Here is a 20,262-nt window from a genome sequence, read left to right on the forward strand (position 1 = left end):
GAATGATGATATCTATTTAGAGCGTTTTTTCAGAGTGAAAACTTCAACTTCTCATTGGATTCTTTTTGGTTTCCCTACTTGTGGAAAAAGCACACTCGGCCAATTGCTCGCAAAAGCGCTTAAAATGCCTTGGATTGACACCGATCATCTCCTCGAAAAAAGACATCATCTCCCTGCGCGAGCCCTCCATCAAACATTTGGAGAAACACTTTTCCGCAAGGCAGAACAAGACATTCTCTTTTCACTTCACACATACCCCCCCTCTATTATCTCTCTTGGTGGCGGCGGCATTCTGCAATATGAAAACCGAATTTATCTCTCAAAATTAGGCACACTGATCTATCTCAAATGCGCCAAACAACAGCTTAAAGAACGACTTCATAAAAGAGGGGTTCCCTCTTTTCTCAATCCACTTGATTTTGATGCTTCTTTTGAACAGATGTTCTTAAAAAGAGCCCCTATCTATGAACAAATGGCTCATATGACTTTGGATATTAAAGACCAAAGCCCCCCGGTTATTTTAGAGGAACTTGTGCAATACATGAAATTTCAATCAATGCCCCTTTAGGAAGAGCCGAAACCTCAATGGTCTGACGCGCCGGATATGCTGCAAAAAAGCGTTTTTCGCACTCTGCATTCACAACGGCAAAATCTTTGAGATCGGTCATGAAGATTTCTAAACGAATAATAGCATCTAAACCGAGTTGAACCTCGGATAAAATTGCCTCAATGTTATCAAAAACCCGTGCTGTGGCTTTTTGAATATCGGCAATCAACTCTCCTGTGACCGGATCAATTGGCAATTGCCCTGAAACAAAAAGAAATGAATGAGCCTCAGCTAAAATTGCCTGAGAATACGGACCAATGGCTTTTGGAGCCTTCTCTGTTTCTATTTTTTGTCTCATCTACTCTCTAAAATTCATTGGCATTTCAATTTTTAATTCGAGTAAGCTAGTAGCGAATGATGAAAAACACCTAGAAAGTATGATAGTATTCCTAAAAAGATGTGAAACCAACGTTCTTGGAGTCATTTCCTCAACTAACTTTTCCCCTCGAGGATCTTTGAGGGTTCTAACCGGATCCATTTGAATAAGTTGATAAAGACGATCACAAACCATAGCTATTTCCCAGCCGAGAATTGATCCAGGCATACAGGCGACTCCCGTAACTACTATCGCTCCTACTCCCATAAAAAACCCTGAACGATAAAGCCTCTCATCAGAGATGAGGGACTGAAAAGCCCATATCGGGATAACCACACTTATAATACGATTAATAAGCGCAGCTAATGGAAGAAATATTCTTTCGTTCTCTCGAACTCTCTCGGCTTTTTCATTTGGGTTAATGATTACCTCTCTGAAAACCTCAATAAAAGGCACAGTAGTAGTAACAGCTGCCATATATTCTCCATAATAAATTTGAGAAAATTATAACAAAAAAACACATTAAAGACAATTGCCAACTTACTGTAATTCTGCCTATTTGGAACTATCTTGTTGCATAATTTAATAAACTATCAAGCCATTGACCATAAGGACTTTAACAAGCACAGAGAAAAGTCAAGAAAATGCACATTCCGGTGCCTCCGTGAGCTCTGTGCTCTCTGTGGTAAAAACTAATAATGAGCATGTTAGATAAAAATAAATTATGCAACAACTCTATTTGGAACCAAAAAAAATAAATGTGTATTCTAATAAAATAGAATTTATAGAGTTAGAAAAAAAGCCGGCGATCCTCGTCCCCATTTGGAAAAGAGAAAGGCCGGCCAAAAGTGGTTAATTTTTTCCCCAATATACTTCATTAGGCTATACCTTATTCATAGCATATCCGGCATCAAATGCAAAGCTTATTCACTATTTTTTCTCATTTTTAAACCACTGTAAACCAGGTTGTTACAAAATTTTATAGCGAATTTCATTCCCCTCTACAAATAATTCCACACCACAAGACCCCGGGATTGTTCCGCTGAGAATCTCCCTTGAGAGCATCGTCACAACCGATTGTTGGATCAGTCTTTTTAATGGCCGCGCTCCAAACAAGGGATCATACCCCTCCTTAGAGAGCCATTGCATCACTTGATCAGACCATGAGAGCTTTATTTGTCTTTGTAATAACCGCTTTGCAAGCAGTTTGAGCTGGATTTCTACAATATGGACAATCATCTCCTCTTGCAGCGGCAAGAATGGGAGAATTTCATCGAGGCGATTGAGAAACTCCGGACGAAAATGCTGTTTTAAAATGGGATCGATCGTCGTCAATACCATCTCTTTAGTGAGTTGGTCGCGTTTCTCATGCATCAGTTGCTGAAGCTGCTGAGAACCTAAATTCGATGTCATAATAAAGATGGCATTTTTGCAATTAACTTTGCGCCCTTTGCTATCTGTTAAACGCCCTTCGTCAAAAATTTGAAGAAGGATATTAAAAACATCGTGATGCGCCTTTTCAATTTCATCGAGAAGCACCACCGCGTAAGGCCGTCGTCGAAGGGCCTCTGTTATTTGTCCCCCCTCTTCATAACCGACATATCCCGGTGGAGATCCAATCAATTTTGAAACGGCATGCTTTTCCATATACTCCGACATATCAAAGCGCAGCATTGCATCTTCTTGATCAAAGAGTTGCTCGGCTAGAGCTTTTGCAAGCTCTGTTTTACCCACCCCCGTAGGCCCCAAAAACAGAAAGACTCCAATGGGACGCATTGGATCATTGAGACCTGCTCTTGATGCGCGAATGGCATCACAAACAGCGCTTACGGCAAGTGGCTGCCCTACCACGCGCTTTTCGATCTCTTTTTCTAAATGGAGCAGTTTCACCGCGTCGGATTGCACCATCTTTTGTACGGGAATGCCCGTCCATTTCGAAACAATTTGTGCAATGAGATTTTCATCGACTTCTTCTTGGAGCAGCCGGTTTTCTTTGCTACTAAGGGCTTTTTGCTCTTCATTGAGCTCCTCTAAGAGCTTTGGTATCCGGCTGTAGCGCAATTCGGCGACCTCCTTAAAGTCGGCTATCCGCTCTGCCTCTTCTTCTTGAAAACGCAACTTTTCTAAAAGATCTTTTTTCTCTTTAACAGATTGTAAAATCTTTTTCTCATTTTCCCAACGCGCGCTGAGTTTAGAGAGCTCTTCTTTTTGCCCTGCAATTTCTTTTTCTAAGCGAGCCATCCCCTGTTTAGCACTAGGCGTTTTTTCTCGTTTTAATCCCTCATATTCAACAATGAGAGATGAGAGTTCGCGCTCCTTAATATCGATAGGCAAAGGCCGACTTCCGAGCTGCATGCGAATTAAACTTGCCGCTTCATCAATTAAATCAATCGCCTTATCGGGCAAAAACCGATCGGTAATATATCGGCTCGATAAAAGAACGGCAGCATGGATTGCATCTTCTTTAATGCGCACGCCATGATAAATTTCATAGCGCTCGCGCAGCCCGCGCAAAATTGCCATCGTATCTTCTTGTGTCGGCTCAGCCACAAAAACGGGTTGAAAACGGCGCTCAAGAGCCGCATCTTTTTCAATATATTTTTGGAATTCAGCTAAGGTTGTCGCGCCAATACAATGCAGTGTTCCTCGAGCCAGTGCCGGTTTTAACAGATTGGCCGCATCCATCGATCCTTCTGTTGCTCCGGCCCCAACAAGCGTATGGATTTCATCAATAAATAAAATGACATTGCCTTCGCTCTTTTCAATTTCTTGCAAAATGCCCTTCAATCGCTCTTCAAATTCCCCCCGGAACTTTGTCCCTGCAATCAGGCTTCCCATGTCGAGAACCATTAGCTGCTTGTTTTTCAGAGCATCGGGAATATCACCCTGTACAATGCGCTGCGCAATCCCTTCTGCAATAGCCGTTTTCCCCACACCGGGCTCTCCAATCAACATCGGGTTGTTTTTGGTCCGACGCAGTAAGACTTGGACCACACGGCGAATCTCATCATCGCGCCCAATGACCGGATCGATTTTTCCCGCACTCGCCAGTGCCGTAAGATTTTTACAAAATTTCTCAAGTGTTTTCAAGTTTGATTCGGCTGTTGGTGAATCCATATGACGATCTCCTCTCAATTTTCGAATCGCTTCAATCAATTGATTTAATGATATTTTGCTCTTTTCTCTCCACTCCTTAAAAGGGGATGAGCCCACCTTCCAAAGCGCTGCAAGGATATGATCACTACTGATATAGGTATCTTTCCACTCTTTAGCAAAACGCTCCGCTTCAAATAAAATAGAGTGAAGCCCCCGGGAAATTTGCGGTTCGGCTTTTTCAACAAAAGTTGGGCATCGATTAAGAACTTGATTCACCTCTCTAGATAGAGACGTCAAATCCAGCCCCAACTCCTCAAGAATCGTATTAAAATACCCCTCTTTTTCATCTAGAAGCGCTGCTAAAAAATGACTCTCGGTCATTTCGGTATGATTGCTCTCTTTTGCAACTTGAATGGCCCCTTGCAAAGCATGGGCAATTGAATCTGAAAAGTTTTGCATATTGATCTCACTTCCTTCAAGTTTACCATTTTAACTCGATTTTTGTAGGGAACGCGTGCCCTATTCCATTGTAAAACCCTTCGAGTTGGCTAAAGCTATCTCGTAGTGGTTTAGAGCTTTTCCCTTAGCTCGACTTTGCAACTTTTTGGGCCCATCTGCCTTGGTCTTTGCTCTCGGACGTTCGACCTACGGTCGAGCTTAGGACAAATACAATCAGATAGTCGGTTGCGCTCATTTATTTCTCCTTACTCTTCTTGCGGCCTTTTTTCTTTTTATCTGGGCTCTCATTATTGGGTATGTCTTGCTCTAGCTCAGCTTCGATCTCTTTTACTGTAGGCAGGCTTGACTTTAGTTCTTTAGGTAGTGTTTCAACAAGCTTCGTTTCATACTCCGCTACACCTATTGGGCGATTGAAGTTTCTTAATGCATACTCTACAAACACATTGTCCTTGGTTCTGCATAGAATAATCCCAATGCTAGGGTTATCGCCCTCATGTCTCAAGAGATCATCCACAGCGGACAGGTATACACTCATTTGCCCTGCATCCCGGCTATCGAATTCTTTTGCTTTCAGCTCCACGATTATGTAACAGCGAAGAGTGAGGTGGTAGAAAAGAAGGTCGATGTATAAGTCTTTTTTCCCAGCCTTAATCGGGTATTGCCTTCCAACAAATGCAAAGCCCTGTCCAAGTTCCATCAAGAACTTTTGAATGTGCTCTGTTAGCTGATTTTCTATGTCTTTCTCCATGACATCGTCACTTAAGGCAATGAAATCGAAAAGATAGGGGTCTTTTGTCGCTTGTTGTGCTAAGTCAGACTGCGGAGATGGCATAACAGCTTTAAAGTTAGTGATGGCTTTCCCCTGCCTTGAGTGGAGAGAGTTCCCTATCATGATTTCCAAAACACTACGACTCCACCCATGTTCAATGGTTTTCTGTGCGTACCACATTCTTTCTTCATGTTTCTTAAGTTTTTCTACCAATACAGAGTTGTGCCTCCAAGGGATACTTGCGAGGATTTCAAGGGGATCATTTTGGAATTGTCCCCCAGCTGGGGGATTAGTTTGATACGCTATATAAAAAGCTCTCATTCTGAAGATGTTTGTGCGAGAAAATCCTTCTATGCCGGGAAATGAGTTTTGAATGTCTTTAGCGAGCTTTTCTATGATTTTGGTTCCCCAGCCGCTCTTTTCCTGTTTTTCAACAATAGTTTTACCTATCTTCCAATAGAGGTGGATAAGCTCCTTATTGGCCGCTGTTATAGCCCTGACTTGGCTTTCCTTTATCTGCCGCTTTAGTTCAGTCAGAGTTGAGCCGTAATCTTTATTTGAGAAAAGCCCACCTTCTTTCACTTTCTTTGGGAGGTTTTTTGTCTTTTTTTCTTTAGGCATTAGAGGCTCTCAATACTTGTTTCACGCGATGTGCAGTTTTCCTAACGGAAAACCGCACATGAAATAATTGAAAAAATGACATGCCTGTCGGCACACTGTTTTGTGCTTAACCGAAACAGGAGTGTAAGGCATGTCAATCGATGATTTTATCATAACGGTCTTTTGTCTAATAGATGATGAGTTAAAAAAAATCCTTAAAAGAACGTTATTACAGTTTTCGAGGGCACATTGAAAAAGTGAGGGCTCGAGATCTGTGGCATCAATGTTCCAGGTTTTGGAGAAAAATACCGGTGCATACGGCCAGTATTAAACTCAACTTGAGCATAAAGAATGAGCCTTTACAATTTGAGCAGCTTATCCGCCATTAATCATGTGCGAGTTTTCCGTTAGGAAAACTCGCACATCGCTTTAACTCCCTAGAGAACAAATATCTTGAGGCCTTCGGGTCCAAAAAGTTACAAAGTCGAGTTAATATTAAAAATAGTGGTTTAAAAAAATTTTTATACCATAAAATTTCAGCCTTTTTTTTATACGCCAAAATAATTATACATCCATCATTTTCAGAGCCTTAAGGCAATATTTCCTCATATATCCGCCTTGATCAATGACTGAATCGTCAAAAGCCACTTGCTTGCAAATTTTCACTTTGGGTAAAATGGTTAGTGCTTCATGTTTTATTCTGGATCCGTTACAGGATGTCTCAAAAATTTCGTTTGAATTTACTGAGTCAGTTCCTCTAATAAGTTGATAGCCACTTTAAAATGACTTAAATGTCCCATGAAGAAAACAAATCGGAACAAAGGGCAAAGTCCTATGTTCGCGATAAAAATGATTGATATTTTTTTAGGAGAATTTACTTTGGCTAACAAATTATATGTGGGAAACATCTCTTACGATCTTAATAATGATGACCTACAAAATCTATTTCAAACCCACGGAACTGTAATTTCAGCTCGCATCGTTATGGATAGAGACACAGGTCGATCAAAAGGATTTGGCTTTGTTGAAATGAGCTCAACAGAAGAAGCAAATGCTGCGATTCACGCCCTTAACGGAACTGAAATCAATGGCAGAGCTTTAACTGTTAATGAGGCACGTCCTCAAACAGATCGCGGCAGTCAAGCTCCTCGTGGAGCAGAGCGCGGAGGATTTCGTGGTGGTCGTGGAAACGGACATCGCGGCGGCCATGGCGGCGGAAAAAAGTTCTAACAATTTTCCCAACTTAAATATAAGAGCACAACTCATTCAGAGTTGTGCTTTTTTTTTAAATTTCGCTATATGAATAAATAGTTATTAATGATACGTTCATATCTCTTCAACATTAATGGAGATATTATATGAGATCTAAATTAATCTTTACTAGCTTATTCTTAACAGCACTCGTTCCTATCATTTGCGAACAACCGCAAAAAAATGTTAATATTCAAAAACTCTATGATGAGCCGACTCACGTCATTGCTCATCTTAATGAGATGTCTGACCGCATCCATATCATTACAACAGATGGCCTGGAATGGAGTGTCGAATCCGGACAGAGTTCAGCGATTGCAAAAGAGCAATGGACACCCCAAGATCAACTTGTCCTTTATCGCTCTTTTTCCCTATTTAAATATTATTGGTTTTATAACCCACGCACTAACCGCTGGGTATTCGTTAGTCCTCCTATTCAAAAAAATAATGATCAAGTGGCATTTAAACTATCTGTCATCAATCAACAGCGCGATATCATCGAAGTTGAAAATGCACGAGGGGATAAACTCCACTTTAAGACAATGCATAAAGACGATGACGAAGTGATTGCATTAGAAAAATGGGAAGTCGGTGATATTGTCACTTTTGGATCGAGACGCAGCCTTTCTCTTGGATCCAGCGAAAACCACCCCATATTTATTCTTAACGTAAGCAAAAAATGCCATGAAAGTTTTTCTTGTGCAAAAGAAGAACTAGACGCATTTGAAAGCTTTAAGACGCTTTAAATCCATCTTTCATTCCTAAAGAAGGGACGTCCGTCAATAGTCTAAGAGGGAATCGATTCCCTCTTTTTTATTTAAGCTCGACTTTGCAACTTTTTGGGCCGTCAAGCCAACAAAGAATTTACAACACCATCTCTTTTTTCACTGAATCTAACCCTTGGGAGTCCACCGGTCAAACCAATGGCTCACCTAGCTTTCTCGCTCAAGATATACCGACCTTTTTACACCTTATAAACTCACTTTACGCAAAAATGAAGGGTTATAGAGCGGCTGCGGCCTTGCCATATCAACCCTCCCTCGTCGGACATAACACTTTCGCTATGCTCTCCTCATTCGGACCACTTCGTTTTGATCCGGCTTTGTCTCGCTTGCCCCCTCTAGCCCTCATTTTTGCGTAAGGTGAGTTGTAAAGTTATAACAAATTTAAAATGAATGACTTGAGAGTAAGAATCAAGCTGTAAGTGTATTACGAAAAAAAACAGCAATTAAATACTAATAAAGCAATAAAAGTTAATTTATTAATTAGTTTTTTTTGATATAATTAATATTATAAACATAATAAGGAGTAAAAAATGGCAATATCACCCACTCAGACAGGAACAGCCACAGAAGTCCTTGGAGGGGCAGTCATCTATGGTGGAACCTTGAGACAAGCAGGGGACCGTGGAAGGGATTCAATAACGACTCTGGTTCCGGGCACACGGGCATATGCGGTGGCAGAAGCCACAAATCGTGAAGCCCAAGCTCTTTTCAACGATAGATTACGCACCGGTGAGACCTTTACTCGCGAACCGCAGACTCACACCTTCACTTCAGACGGGAATGAGTTACGGCGAGATGACCACCTAGACCGTGCTGCAAGGAGACTTTCACCGGAACCTACAGCCCACCTATTTCGTACACGCCGACCCGAAAGCGAATTAAGAATCGAGGAGCTGTAGTCAACGATCAATTTATACCGCTTGTGAAACGGAGGCCAAGCTCTCATTTTCCTGGATCCAAGCGGGAAAATTGCAGCTTGGCCTCTGTGCATTATGGTATAGAGGGGTTGTTTTCAAATCTCAAAATCGGTTATGGCAAAAATATCATCATCTCATACTTTGTCAATTACCATGCTCACGACTTACCGCAAAAAGCGCAATTTAAAGAAAACTCCCGAACCGGCCGGGAGTGCTAAAAAAAAGCAAAAAAGCAAAAAAGCTATTTTTGTCATTCAAAAACACCACGCCTCGCATCTACATTATGATTTTAGACTGGAAGTAAACGGTGTTTTGAAATCGTGGGCAGTCCCTAAAATCCCACCTCGCTCAACTAAAATTAAACGCCTCGCCATTTTAACAGAAGATCACCCCCTCTCTTATGCCAAGTTTGAAGGGATCATTCCCGAGGGGCAATATGGTGCCGGCAAAGTCGAAATCTGGGATAAAGGTCAGTATGAAAATCTTAAGAATCAGACGATGCGCGGCAGTTTTCGCAAAGGACACATTGAGATTTTTTTACATGGGGAAAAGCTACATGGCCCCTACGCTCTTATCCATTTTAAGGAAAAAAATTGGCTGCTGATCAAAATGAAAAAGAAGAAAGACAAGTCCAATGATTGAACTCGAAAAAGGCCCTCAGCCACATTGGATCAAACCGATGCTCGCCACTCTTGTCAATGAACCCTTCTCTGATAAGGATTGGATTTTTGAGAGAAAATTAGATGGTGAACGCTGCCTTATTTTCAAAAAGGGGAAAAAAATTTCCATCTATTCTCGCAATCACAAAAAGCTCAATGCCATTTACCCCGAACTCGTAATCGCTTTTGCTAAACAACCTATGAAGAATATGATCATTGATGGTGAAATTGTCACTTTTGAAGGGAAAAAAATAAGTTTTACCAAATTGCAATCGCGCATTCATTTAAAAAACCAAAAGAGCCCGGTTCCCATCTATTTTTATGCCTTTGATATCCTCTATTATCACGAAAGCGATACGCGGCAACTCCCCCAAATCCAACGCAAAGCGCTACTCAAAAAAGCCCTTCATTTTACTCATCGCATCCGCTACACAACGCATGTCAAAACAAAAGGTATAGAGAGTTCTAAAAAGGCATGTAAGAATGGCTGGGAAGGCATTATTGCAAAAAAAGCAGATAGCCCCTATCTCTCCAAGCGCTCGCGCAACTGGCTAAAATTCAAATGCACTCAACAGGGCGAATTCATCATTTGCGGCTATACGGCTCCACAGGGAAAGCGCATAGGTTTTGGATCTCTACTCATAGGCTATTATAAAAATAATATTCTCCACTATGCCGGACGTGTTGGAACGGGATATGACACAAAACTTTTAACCAGTTTGTCAAAACGCCTTCAGACGATAGAGCGGCGCACAGCGCCATTCAAAGAACAAAAAATTGCCCTTAAAGGCGTTCATTTTGTTCAACCGAAAATCAAATGCAACATCACCTTCACGGAATGGACGAATAATAAAAGATTAAGACACCCTCGCTTTAGCGGACTCTCCTACAAAAAAGGTTAATCCCATGGCCCAAGTTAAGATTTCACATCCCGATAAAATCCTCTTTCCCAAAGATAATATCACAAAAGACATGCTCATCGATTATTACCGTGCCGTGAGCCAATGGATGCTCCCTCTTTTGAAAGATCACCCCCTTGTAATGCAGCGTTTTCCGGACGGCATTAAACATGCGGGATTTTATCAAAAAAATATCTCCGATTATTTCCCTTCATGGATTGCCTCTATCGGCGTTAAAAGAGAAGCCAAAGGACAAGGGCATCTCATTCTTTGTCAGAATAAAAATACGCTTCTCTATATTGCCAACCTCGCTTGCCTCACCCCCCATTTATGGCTGAGCTCATCTACCAAAATAGACTGTCCCGATCGGATGATTTTTGATCTTGACCCTCCTAAAGGAAAATTTGATCTGGCTATCAAGGCAGCTCGGGCATTAAAAGATTTTTTAGAAAAAAACCTCAAACTCAAAGCCTTTGTCATGACAACAGGCTCGCGAGGACTCCACGTCGTCATCCCCATTAAGCCAACTCACCCTTTTGATGAGGTGAGAGCCTTTGCCAAGGCCATTGCCGCCCACATTGCCGAAGAGCATCCAAAAGAGTTCACAATCCAACCCCGCAAAAACCGGCGTCGAGGACGCCTATTTATTGACTATTTGCGCAACGCTTACGCCCAACATGCCGCAGCCCCCTACTCCATTCGCCCTATCGATGGGGCCCCTATCGCTATGCCGGTCAGCTGGAATGAACTCGGCCACGTCCACGCACAAAGCTTCCATCTCAAGAACATTAAACGTCACCTAAGCCAACGCTCTAACCCTTGGGCCTCTTTTAAATCCAGCCATCGCAATATCACCCGAGCGATTAAAAAAATGTCTTTATGAAAAAAGTTACTCTTGAACTCGAGCGGTACAACTCCGGTATAACTCTGATTTGAATAGCTTTATTTGCCCCAATCGCATATACTTGACGCATAAAACCTGTCCTAGACAGTATCACATCTATAAAAAACGTGGTTTGTCTTTGAAATTCAAAACATTTATTTAAAAGGCAAATTCATGGATACACCCTCTTCTTTTGAAAGTTTTAACTTGCACCCGTCTATTTTAGAGCGGATTACCGATGCCGGATTTACTGCACCCACCCCAATTCAAAGAGATGTGATGGGCCCCATCATCGATGGACGAGACCTCATTGCAAAATCCCAAACCGGATCGGGAAAAACGGCTGCTTTTGCCCTCCCCTCTTTAAACCGACTCATTGAAAACCCGGATGTGAAAATTCTAGTGATCACCCCAACAAGAGAACTTGCCCTTCAAGTAAAGGAAGAAATCGCCTTCTTTGCTAAAAATCTCAGACTTTTACCAACGGCTGTCTTTGGAGGAGAATCTCTAACGCACCAACTCAAACGCCTCAAGCAAGACAACCGCGTTATCGTGGCAACACCGGGACGACTTCTCGATCTATATCGATCCAATCACTTAAAGACATTTAATCCGTCGATTGTCATTCTTGACGAAGCGGATGAAATGCTCAACATGGGTTTTTTAGAAGATATCCAAGATATTTTTTCCTATATTCCCGAAGAGAGACAAACACTTTTATTTTCTGCTACAATGCCCCCTGAAATTAGAAAGCTTTCTAAAAAGCTCTTAAATGATCCTCTTTCATTTGATCATCAATCAAAAGAAAATACACATACTGATATTGAGCAGGAATACTATTTGATTAAACCCGAACAGCGCACGCTTGCTCTCATCCGCATCATGCAATTTTTGATGCCCACTAAATCCATTGTTTTTTGCAATACAAAGAAACAAGTGGATGAACTTTCTGCAAAACTTATCGATCTAGGGATGCCTACACTTCGCCTTCATGGAGACATGCAACAAAAAGAGCGCCAAAGCGTTATCAAAGCCTTTCGAGAAAATCCTCAGGGCTGTCTCATTGCAACGGATGTCGCCGGAAGAGGAATCAACGTCCCTGATGTGACACACGTTTTCAATTTTGAGCTCCCTTTTTCTCGTGAAAGCTATACCCACCGGATCGGCCGCACAGGGCGCGCCGGCAACAAAGGAATGGCCATTACCCTGATTACAAACCGCGAAATCGGATTTCTCAAGAAAACAGTTAACGCACAAGATCGCCACCTTGAATTCGCGCAACTTCCCCAACTCGATCAAATCAAAGCCAAACAACAACATCAGATTTTAGCTACAATCCAAGAGATTGAAATCCACCATGAAGCTAAAAACCTCTTTAATACACTTAATGATCTCATGCCTCTTGAAGAACTCTCCCTACGCCTGATTTCAAAACATATTCAAGGCAAAGACCTATCCGGCCAAGATGAGCTCATCGACCCGAAATACGCCTCTCAGGATGCAAAACCCAACAAAAGAAGAGACAACCGCTCCTTCAAAAATGAGCGCACAAAAAGACGCCGCTTCTCTAACTCTAAGAGATAACTTATCTCATTTTATACCGAAATGACTGAAAAATCGTAAATAACCACCTTATTTCCCGATTCTTCAGTCTTTTTCGGTATATAAATTCTAAGAGACAACGCAACAAGAAGAGGTTCCGGCCGGAGTCCGGCCAATTTCAATTTCTTCCAGATGTCGCAGATGCTTTAATCCACGGATGTCGCGTAAATTTTCTGCTCCATAAGCACTAAACCTTCGAAGAGCAGTGCACCCCGTAGGGGCTGCTTCAACCCACGTCCTATCTATATCAATTCTTTCCAGATGCTGCAAGCCATTCAGCCCGCTGATATCGCGCAATTTTCGAACAGTCAAAAATCGATTCATCGGCAGCTCATTCGCGCTATCATTTAGTGTTACGGTGGAATGGATAGATCTGGCATCGTACCCGGAATTAGCAATAAAGACTTGAAGAGCTGTGCACCCTATAGGGGCTGCTTCAACTAATGTGTAAGTGATATCAATTGCTTTTAGATGCTGTAAGCCATTCAGCCCGCTAATATTGTGCAAATAATATGCCCCATAGGCTGCAAATCTTCGAAGAGCAGTGCATCCAATAGGAGCTGATTCAATAAAAGTTCTTGAGATATCAATTTCTTCCAGATATGGAAGATCATTCAACCCGCTAATGTCGCGTAGAGAGCCTGCTCCATAGGCAATAAATTTTCGAAGAGCAATGCATCCCGTAGGAGCTGCCTCAACATAAGTATCTGTGATATTAATTTCTTCCAGATATAGAAGATCATTCAGCCCGCTGATATCGCGAAAGCTTGAATCACGATATCTCGAATAATCGGCAGTAAATTTTTGAAGAGCGATGCATCCCGTGGGAGCTGCTTCAACAAGAGTACCTGAAACATTAATTTCCTTCAGATAGCGCAATCCGTTTAGTCCGCTGATATCGCGCAACCTACTGCCTTCGCAAGTGAATTTTTTAAGAGCTGTGCATCCCCTAGGAGCTGCTTCAATAAAATTGCTAACCCCATTAGTGATATGAATTTCTTCTAAATCCGGCAGACCATTTAGTCCGCTGATATCACGTAATTTAGTTGTTCTCAAAGCGTCAAGTCTTCGAAGAGCAGTGCACCCTGTAGGGACTACTTCAACAAGAGCACCTGTCATACCGATATGCATTAACCGTGGCGCATCATTTAATGCACTGAGGTCCTGAAGAGTGGGGGATATTGAGTCAAGAACTCTGAGTGATGCATTCCATTGGGGCGGAATAGAGGTCACTCGTGCATTATAAGGAAGGTAAAGGGCATCAATATTAGGAAATACTATTGAGAGACGCTCAAGCGATTCATTAGTAAATATATATGCCGGTTCAGTAGACCAAAAAGAATGCTTACCGGGTAGATGAAGCTCGAACGGAACTTCTCTACATTCCGGACAAAGTGCTTCAAGGGATTCGATATCTTCGGGGTATTGTTTGAGGTAGGCATTGACAACGAACTCAGTGAGGACCGATAATGAGTCTTTTTCAAAAGAGCCGCTGTTTACCGAGAGCGCTAATAGATCTTCCTCTGTTACGGTATAGCTTGTTGCAATATCGTTATGCCTCTGCATGATCATCATCACACGAAGCTTCAAGATAATCGATTTGTCCTGAAAGTATTGAGCAGTGATAAAAAGAGGAATAATATCACGCGGAGCGCCCATTTCCAAGTCTAGATCTTCTCCCTTTATTTTTTTCAATTCAATATAGATCTGAAAGTTTTCCATTGAAATCCCTAAAGGAAGCACAATCCTTTGATCACCGGCTCTCATCTCTGTTGAACATAGCACCCTGAAGTATTCAGAGTTGTGCATTTGGTGTGGATTAAGAAGCATTCCTTTGCCGGTTTCTTCTTCGATAACCATATAGAGAGAGGTTAGCCGAGCAAGTTTTTCAAAGCTGTCAAAGAGGTGGTGCATCCCATAGTCGGGATCATCTCTTATGAGAGTAGCTCCTTCTTTCACGGAATCAAAAAGCCGTCGGTATTCTTCGGATGGTCGGCCGATAAAGATTTCAGGAAAAGGTTCAATAATCAATTCATAAAAGGCCTGACGCAACAGCCTTTCGTTATCCATGAAGTGATTCTCTCCCCAACTAAGACTATAAGCGCTTGAAGTGCCTGAGAGCTCATGCACCTTTTTGAATAGGTCATTTTTGAGAAAAGTAGGAAGAGCATCAATGGTTTCGCGGGTGACGTATATATTGTTTTCGCAGATAAAAGAATCTTTTTCGAAAAGAAATGGCCGATGCGCCCATTCCCCATCCGTTCCGCTAAAAACCGGGTGCGCTGTAGTTGATATCGCTGATACCGCCATCTTAGTCTCCTTAATTAAGGCGGAAGTTATATCATGTTGCGCCATAAAACTGAATCAGTTTTATTAAGTCATAATTAAATGATTCATTTTTATTAAAATTTAACTCGACTTTGCTTTTTTTTTAACTCACGGTACAACACGCACCTAGGCGACTCTTGCAGTCAGTTCTCGTAGATTCGAGAACTGATTCAATTTCTTCATAAGCATCAATATCTAACATAATATCATCTAAACTTTTTTTTAGGCCGGTGAGTGGGCTACTTTTATGATAATCGATCCATGCAATTAAAATAGAGAGCTCGTAGACCCCATCTTCTCCCTCAATCAAAATAGGAATTCTTATGGCTTTCCCCGAAATGCCACACAGCCTTGCTCCCAATATCGGATGAGAAAACACCTCCGGAGTATCATCAAGTATTTGATACTCAAGAGGAAAGGATATATCATCCCCTCTAGTTGTTTTTATTCTAATTGTACTTGATTCAAACAGACTCCTAATCAGAAATAATATTCTGCTACCGGCCTCAACACTTTTTTTTGCGTTACAAATGATTCGCTCATGTTTAAAATCCGTGATGGTTAGACTTAATTGACCAATTGTGATTCCCATTGGAATTAAAAAAGATGAATTCAAAATGATATCAGTTACTTTTTTTCCGCTCTGATATTCTATAATAGATTCTGCAGTTTTTGAAGCAAACAATGACATATAATTGAAAATTCTAAATCCTTTTCCTTGCTCAAATTCCCGAGCTCTTGATGCTTCTTCTGCATTGCGTTTCTCAATAAGTCGAGCCAAATTTTCTCTATTTTTTTTCAAATTAACCACTGTTTGTGCCAATCCCAAATCCATATTATAAGCCTTAACATCCTGTGATAACATATCGATTTGATATTGAGTCATAATACAATAAGCTGCCCCTTTTGCTAACAAAACAGAATTAAAACAATTCAGGCTAGTCATTGCAATATCGCTCACTTTTCTTGCAGTGATCCCCTCACTATCGCGCACTCTTGAAATTAACTTTCCAAATGACCAACAAGCATTTATGCTCGAAGAAAAAAAATCTAAATAGTTAACAATTCTATCCCCGTTACTCCAAACCCAGTTTACACCACTTATAAGGGTACTTAAAGATCCAGCCATTTTTTATCCTCTTGTATACCGAAACAAATTGAAGAATTGGTTTTTATCTTCGCCGGCATCTTCGACTCATTTCGGTCTATGACGCATTTTTACGCCCGTATTCTATATGATTCCTAAACACCCCATTTCACTTTCGATACGGCATAATTGCTCTATATCTACCACTACATCATCTAAGCCTACAAACTCTCTAGTAAAAGGATTTGTTTCTCTAGAAAGAATCCAAACAACCAAGGTAGTTAATTCGTATCTTCTTTCAAGATCTTTTTCTCCTCGGATGAATACGGGGAAACGAATAGAACATAAAGTAATAACCCCAATTGATTCTTGAAATATAGGATTATATTCATGCTCTTCCGGGATCATTTCATATTCAAGTGGAAAGAGCCGGCTCTCTCCATTTGATTGATTTAATCTGACAGTATCTCGACTATGATCTGAAATCACATCCAATCGATTTAATCTACTTGCTCCGGAGTTTGCACTCGCCAATGCACCTAAATTGGCTATGACACTGAGTCCAATATCACCGGCTGTCCTTCTTTGTAACTCTCTTAGAACTGATAACCGACATTCGAGTGCAGAAAGGGTGAGCCCTACTCTAATTAAAAAACCAGGAGAAGAAATGGCATGAAGTACTGAGGTATCTCTAATAGCAATTTTATCAAATAACTTAGCACCGGCAGCAATAGTTCCTCCTATGATTGCAACTCTAGCATGTTCTTCCTGCTCCTCTAATGTATCTTTGATGGTTTGTTTTAATTCTTCAGCAGAATCGGCCTTTGAAAATCCAGATTTAAATGTTCGAATTTGATGTTCACAATACGCATAACTTGCACTTGAATAAGCTGCAATTGCATTTCCAAATGCATCTATCCCATACAAAGCTACTTCAGAATATTTTCTTGGATTCCAAGCCCCAGTACTATGAATCTTTTCTAATAATGCTCTTCCGGAGTCATACGCATTATACGAAGCTATACCTGCAGAAAGCCATCCCATCGATTCAATATAGTAGGAAATCCCAACAGAACTCGCCATTAATCACCGCCATTTTGTTAAGTTTTGATAAAAAAAATTACAATATTTTGTAAATCATTACAATATTTTTTATACCGGGAGCAAATTATTAGACTTATTTCTTGAAGGTCGCTATAATCTTATTCTATTCTTTAAATAAGGTGATCTCATGGATACGACCAGAGCCGGTCCTGATGCTAGTGACTTATGGGATCTTGGCATATGTATACAAACTGCGATGTGGCAACTACAGAGTCTATTTCCAACGACTGCGCAAAATCATTTTCAAAGAACTATTCTGACTAGAACTAGAGATGTTTATGAAAGTGTCATCGGCATTTTTGGCCGTGATTTTCGAAAATTTATGAATGTTTGTGTTGCTGATAACTTCGGTCTTTCAATTGGACTTACATGTCATTTTATTTTGATTATTAACGGCAGCAATAATCCAAACATGTTTATTTCTTATTCCTCACTTTTTCTAACTAATCTTGCCCTCATTCATTTGTTTAAAGACACCGTAATCTATAACTTATATAGAGCAGGCCAACATAGTGGAAACTCCTATATTTTATACTTATCAAGATCTATATTACCTTTATTACCAAGCGATAGATGGAGTAGTGAATTTGTAATTAGACACTAGAAAAATGAGTAGGATTTTGTGGACCTTGATTACAATATATAAAAAAAAGAGTCACAGCCAAAAACCAAATCCGTGGATTTTTAATAACCTCTATAACTCTTTTTCTTTGAAAGACTATTCCATCGATTAAATGAGTCACCATACCGACTGAACAAGAAAACATAATCACAGAATCATAGATTTTTCTCGAGTTCTCAAGAGAAGTGATTTTTTTGTCTAATCGGAAAATTTCAGAAGCGATTTTTTGCACGTTCCGATCCAAATCCGGAGGTGTTTTCATTTTCAAAATTAACATCGCCTTTTCAACAATGAGCCTATCAAATTTTGAAATGATGGGCTGTAATGAAAAAATGATAGATTGACTGGCTGTACTTGAATAAATAATTGTCGAATAGATAATCGAATAAACAATCCTAAAATTGCGCTCTATAGCAGAAGGTGGATCGATTTCTACGACCCTTTCCCCGGGTTCAATACTCCATTCACGCGCTCTAGAATTTAATCTGAGAATTTCAAAAACAAATAACGCTGTCCAAGCCGGTGGAATCACCCAATGACCTTGATGGTGCACATTTCCTAATCCCATGATGTCCTCACAAAATGAAAATCAAGAAAATTTTAAATATTTTTTGATTAAAATGCTACAAAAAAATTGTTTTGATTCTAAACCGCTTTATTTAAAAATAATATACATATGATATTATTTTGAGTTTTATGGCTATATTTTTTATTAATGCAATTGATTCACTTTTTAGATATGGTGCAAAAAAAGCTCATTTAAAGAGACTCAATGGAAAAAAAAGGTTCCTTTTCACTCGGCGTTCTCTTGACCCTGACCTCGGGAATTGGGTATTCATTGACGGCTCTCATGGCCAAGTTTGCAGAAGACTCACTTCACGTCCCGAGCCTGATTTTTTGGCGCTATTTCATCGGATTTTTGATCTGCCTGACTTGGATGACACTGATTGGCCACTTTAGAAGAGATATTCATTTCAGAAACCTTAAACTTCACTTTTTAAGGGCTTTCTTTGTCTTGGGGGCTCAATATGGATTTCTCTATTATTTAAAGAGCAATACCCTCTTAAATGCTCTTGTTTTGATCAATACGGGCCCCCTTTTTATTCCCATGATTGAAAAACTGATCTTAAAGAATCGTGTAGGGCGCTCTTCTTGGATCGGTGTGATCGTTTCATTTATTGGTGTCATCCTAGTTTTACAGCCCAATCGCGAGATTTTTTCTCTCATGAGTTTAGTCGGTCTTTCATCGGGACTGTGCCAAGGCGCATCCCAAGTTGTCTTTGGAATCAACTCCCAAACGGAAAAATCGGATATCGGTATTCTCTACTTATTTTTCCTCTGCAGCGTCTTTAGCCTTATTCCTTACCTCTTTTCCGAAGCGACATTTCACGATACCGAGCAGGTCAGAATGGGAAACCTCAGCCTCTTATTACTTGGCATTGGCCTATTTTCCGTTGTGAATCAACTTTTTAGAGCGCAAGCATATAAAACAAGTACGCCATCAAGACTCTCTCCCTTTCTTTATTCGAGCGTTTTGCTTGCAGCCTTTTATGATTGGGCGATCTTTCATACGGTCCCCAATCTATTGACAAGCATTGGGACTTTTCTTGTTATTTCAGGTGGAATTGCAAAAATCTACTTAAGGCATAAAGCTTTGAAAAAACTTATCCCCAAGTGAATGTAATATCTTGTTCGATATCGGGATGCAGTGATGAATGTACGGGACATGTGAGTCCCATTTGCTCTAATTTTGCTTTTTGCTCATCAGTGGGTTTTAATGGCGATTTGATATGCACGCTGATTTTACCTACACGGCGATGAGGAGCTGTTGCCATCTGCTTATCGACTTCGGCCGTCGTTCCTGTGAGATCTAACCCCAGCTTATTAGCAGCTAATCCCATCATCGTTAAAATACAAGCTCCCAAAGAATGAGCAAATAGATCTGTTGGAGAAAAAAACTCCCCTTTCCCCTTTAATTCTTTAGGACCATCTGTAATAAGAAACGTTCCATTCTCTTGTGAGCAATGCGTTCTTAATTCATTCTCATATACAATTGTCATTTTAGACATATTCATACCACCAATCAAAATTGCAATTAAATACTAGAGTGCATTGATATTCAAGTATCTTTTTTATACCGGGTGTAACTAAAAATTGTACTTGTCGAATTTGCTCTCGACTGAATGTAGCAAGTGATGGCATTCTATTCTTCTGTTTAACAAGAGGATGTTATGAAACTGAGTCAAGATGAAGAGGATCAATTAATAGAAAGGATTCG

Annotated in this window: 18 protein-coding genes; 9 read left to right on the forward strand and 9 right to left on the reverse strand. The window is 40.6% G+C overall.

Translation table 11 applies throughout. The features are described from left to right. Positions 1-34: 34 nt before the first annotated feature. Entirely contained in the window at positions 35-568 is a 534-nt protein-coding gene (locus tag K9M07_03130) for a hypothetical protein (GenBank protein MCF7852216.1), read from the forward strand. Here K9M07_03130 and K9M07_03135 read toward each other — a convergent pair. From K9M07_03135 to K9M07_03150, 4 genes are all read right to left on the reverse strand, one after another. Then, complete coding sequence (locus K9M07_03135) at positions 516-905, reverse strand: Rid family detoxifying hydrolase (protein MCF7852217.1); 390 nt, start codon at positions 903-905, stop codon at positions 516-518. The genes K9M07_03130 and K9M07_03135 overlap by 53 nt on opposite strands. Next, positions 906-1,400: a hypothetical protein gene (locus K9M07_03140; GenBank protein MCF7852218.1), complete on the reverse strand. Its 495-nt coding sequence runs from the start codon at positions 1,398-1,400 to the stop codon at positions 906-908. A 492-nt stretch (positions 1,401-1,892) separates the two neighbouring features. Next, positions 1,893-4,478 carry an AAA family ATPase gene (locus K9M07_03145; GenBank protein MCF7852219.1) on the reverse strand — a complete coding sequence of 862 codons (2,586 nt, stop codon included), beginning with the start codon at positions 4,476-4,478 and terminating at the stop codon, positions 1,893-1,895. A 235-nt stretch (positions 4,479-4,713) separates the two neighbouring features. Continuing rightward, positions 4,714-5,868 (reverse strand): PDDEXK nuclease domain-containing protein, encoded by a 1,155-nt coding sequence (locus K9M07_03150; protein ID MCF7852220.1) that lies wholly within the window; start codon positions 5,866-5,868, stop codon positions 4,714-4,716. 828 nt (positions 5,869-6,696) lie between these two features. On the opposite strand from K9M07_03150, the gene K9M07_03155 reads away from it, so the two are divergent. From K9M07_03155 to K9M07_03180, 6 genes are all read left to right on the forward strand, one after another. Continuing rightward, positions 6,697-7,077, forward strand: coding sequence for an RNA-binding protein (locus K9M07_03155; GenBank protein MCF7852221.1), 381 nt, complete (start codon positions 6,697-6,699; stop codon positions 7,075-7,077). 128 nt (positions 7,078-7,205) lie between these two features. After that, complete coding sequence (locus K9M07_03160) at positions 7,206-7,844, forward strand: hypothetical protein (GenBank protein MCF7852222.1); 639 nt, start codon at positions 7,206-7,208, stop codon at positions 7,842-7,844. Positions 7,845-8,914: 1,070 nt separating this feature from the next. Next, a complete protein-coding gene (locus K9M07_03165) occupies positions 8,915-9,442 on the forward strand; it encodes a hypothetical protein (protein MCF7852223.1) in 528 nt (175 codons plus the stop codon). Next, positions 9,435-10,361: a non-homologous end-joining DNA ligase gene (gene ligD, locus K9M07_03170; protein ID MCF7852224.1), complete on the forward strand. Its 927-nt coding sequence runs from the start codon at positions 9,435-9,437 to the stop codon at positions 10,359-10,361. Before K9M07_03165 ends, ligD (K9M07_03170) begins: the two co-directional genes overlap by 8 nt. A 4-nt stretch (positions 10,362-10,365) precedes the next feature. Beyond that, a complete protein-coding gene (gene ligD / locus K9M07_03175) occupies positions 10,366-11,241 on the forward strand; it encodes a non-homologous end-joining DNA ligase (GenBank protein ID MCF7852225.1) in 876 nt (291 codons plus the stop codon). Between the two features lie 174 nt (positions 11,242-11,415). Beyond that, positions 11,416-12,825 (forward strand): DEAD/DEAH box helicase, encoded by a 1,410-nt coding sequence (locus K9M07_03180; GenBank protein ID MCF7852226.1) that lies wholly within the window; start codon positions 11,416-11,418, stop codon positions 12,823-12,825. Between the two features lie 87 nt (positions 12,826-12,912). On the opposite strand, the gene K9M07_03185 is transcribed toward K9M07_03180, so the two are convergent. The 3 genes from K9M07_03185 to K9M07_03195 form a co-directional block, all read right to left on the reverse strand. Then, positions 12,913-15,153, reverse strand: coding sequence for a hypothetical protein (locus tag K9M07_03185; GenBank protein ID MCF7852227.1), 2,241 nt, complete (start codon positions 15,151-15,153; stop codon positions 12,913-12,915). 121 nt (positions 15,154-15,274) lie between these two features. Further along, positions 15,275-16,300: a hypothetical protein gene (locus K9M07_03190; protein MCF7852228.1), complete on the reverse strand. Its 1,026-nt coding sequence runs from the start codon at positions 16,298-16,300 to the stop codon at positions 15,275-15,277. A gap of 102 nt (positions 16,301-16,402) precedes the next feature. Next, entirely contained in the window at positions 16,403-17,341 is a 939-nt protein-coding gene (locus K9M07_03195) for a hypothetical protein (protein MCF7852229.1), read from the reverse strand. Positions 17,342-17,489: 148 nt separating this feature from the next. On the opposite strand from K9M07_03195, the gene K9M07_03200 reads away from it, so the two are divergent. Next, positions 17,490-17,966: a hypothetical protein gene (locus tag K9M07_03200; GenBank protein MCF7852230.1), complete on the forward strand. Its 477-nt coding sequence runs from the start codon at positions 17,490-17,492 to the stop codon at positions 17,964-17,966. Here the strand turns inward: K9M07_03200 and K9M07_03205 are convergent. After that, entirely contained in the window at positions 17,956-18,552 is a 597-nt protein-coding gene (locus tag K9M07_03205; GenBank protein MCF7852231.1) for a hypothetical protein, read from the reverse strand. The two genes, K9M07_03200 and K9M07_03205, sit on opposite strands and share 11 nt — an antisense overlap. Before the next feature lie 204 nt (positions 18,553-18,756). Between K9M07_03205 and K9M07_03210 the strand changes: the two genes are divergently transcribed. Continuing rightward, a complete protein-coding gene (locus tag K9M07_03210; protein MCF7852232.1) occupies positions 18,757-19,662 on the forward strand; it encodes a DMT family transporter in 906 nt (301 codons plus the stop codon). Here K9M07_03210 and K9M07_03215 read toward each other — a convergent pair. Beyond that, on the reverse strand, positions 19,649-20,059 hold the full coding sequence (locus K9M07_03215; protein MCF7852233.1) for an OsmC family protein: 411 nt from the start codon (positions 20,057-20,059) through the stop codon (positions 19,649-19,651). The two genes, K9M07_03210 and K9M07_03215, sit on opposite strands and share 14 nt — an antisense overlap. Between the last annotated feature and the right edge of the window lie 203 nt (positions 20,060-20,262).

It is taken from the genome of Simkaniaceae bacterium (genome assembly GCA_021734805.1).
GTDB lineage: Bacteria > Chlamydiota > Chlamydiia > Chlamydiales > JACRBE01 > Amphritriteisimkania.

Excerpts from the sequence above, each read along its gene's own strand:
- K9M07_03215 (MCF7852233.1), bottom strand. The coding sequence starts at position 20,059 with ATGAATATGTCTAAAATGACAATTGTATATGAGAATGAATTAAGAACG.
- K9M07_03150 (MCF7852220.1), bottom strand. The coding sequence starts at position 5,868 with ATGCCTAAAGAAAAAAAGACAAAAAACCTCCCAAAGAAAGTGAAAGAA.
- K9M07_03180 (MCF7852226.1), top strand. The coding sequence starts at position 11,416 with ATGGATACACCCTCTTCTTTTGAAAGTTTTAACTTGCACCCGTCTATT.
- ligD (MCF7852225.1), top strand. The coding sequence starts at position 10,366 with ATGGCCCAAGTTAAGATTTCACATCCCGATAAAATCCTCTTTCCCAAA.
- K9M07_03200 (MCF7852230.1), top strand. The coding sequence starts at position 17,490 with ATGGATACGACCAGAGCCGGTCCTGATGCTAGTGACTTATGGGATCTT.
- K9M07_03165 (MCF7852223.1), top strand. The coding sequence starts at position 8,915 with ATGGCAAAAATATCATCATCTCATACTTTGTCAATTACCATGCTCACG.
- K9M07_03160 (MCF7852222.1), top strand. The coding sequence starts at position 7,206 with ATGAGATCTAAATTAATCTTTACTAGCTTATTCTTAACAGCACTCGTT.
- K9M07_03140 (MCF7852218.1), bottom strand. The coding sequence starts at position 1,400 with ATGGCAGCTGTTACTACTACTGTGCCTTTTATTGAGGTTTTCAGAGAG.
- K9M07_03195 (MCF7852229.1), bottom strand. The coding sequence starts at position 17,341 with ATGGCGAGTTCTGTTGGGATTTCCTACTATATTGAATCGATGGGATGG.
- ligD (MCF7852224.1), top strand. The coding sequence starts at position 9,435 with ATGATTGAACTCGAAAAAGGCCCTCAGCCACATTGGATCAAACCGATG.
- K9M07_03190 (MCF7852228.1), bottom strand. The coding sequence starts at position 16,300 with ATGGCTGGATCTTTAAGTACCCTTATAAGTGGTGTAAACTGGGTTTGG.
- K9M07_03145 (MCF7852219.1), bottom strand. The coding sequence starts at position 4,478 with ATGCAAAACTTTTCAGATTCAATTGCCCATGCTTTGCAAGGGGCCATT.
- K9M07_03205 (MCF7852231.1), bottom strand. The coding sequence starts at position 18,552 with ATGGGATTAGGAAATGTGCACCATCAAGGTCATTGGGTGATTCCACCG.
- K9M07_03185 (MCF7852227.1), bottom strand. The coding sequence starts at position 15,153 with ATGGCGGTATCAGCGATATCAACTACAGCGCACCCGGTTTTTAGCGGA.
- K9M07_03135 (MCF7852217.1), bottom strand. The coding sequence starts at position 905 with ATGAGACAAAAAATAGAAACAGAGAAGGCTCCAAAAGCCATTGGTCCG.
- K9M07_03155 (MCF7852221.1), top strand. The coding sequence starts at position 6,697 with ATGATTGATATTTTTTTAGGAGAATTTACTTTGGCTAACAAATTATAT.
- K9M07_03210 (MCF7852232.1), top strand. The coding sequence starts at position 18,757 with ATGGAAAAAAAAGGTTCCTTTTCACTCGGCGTTCTCTTGACCCTGACC.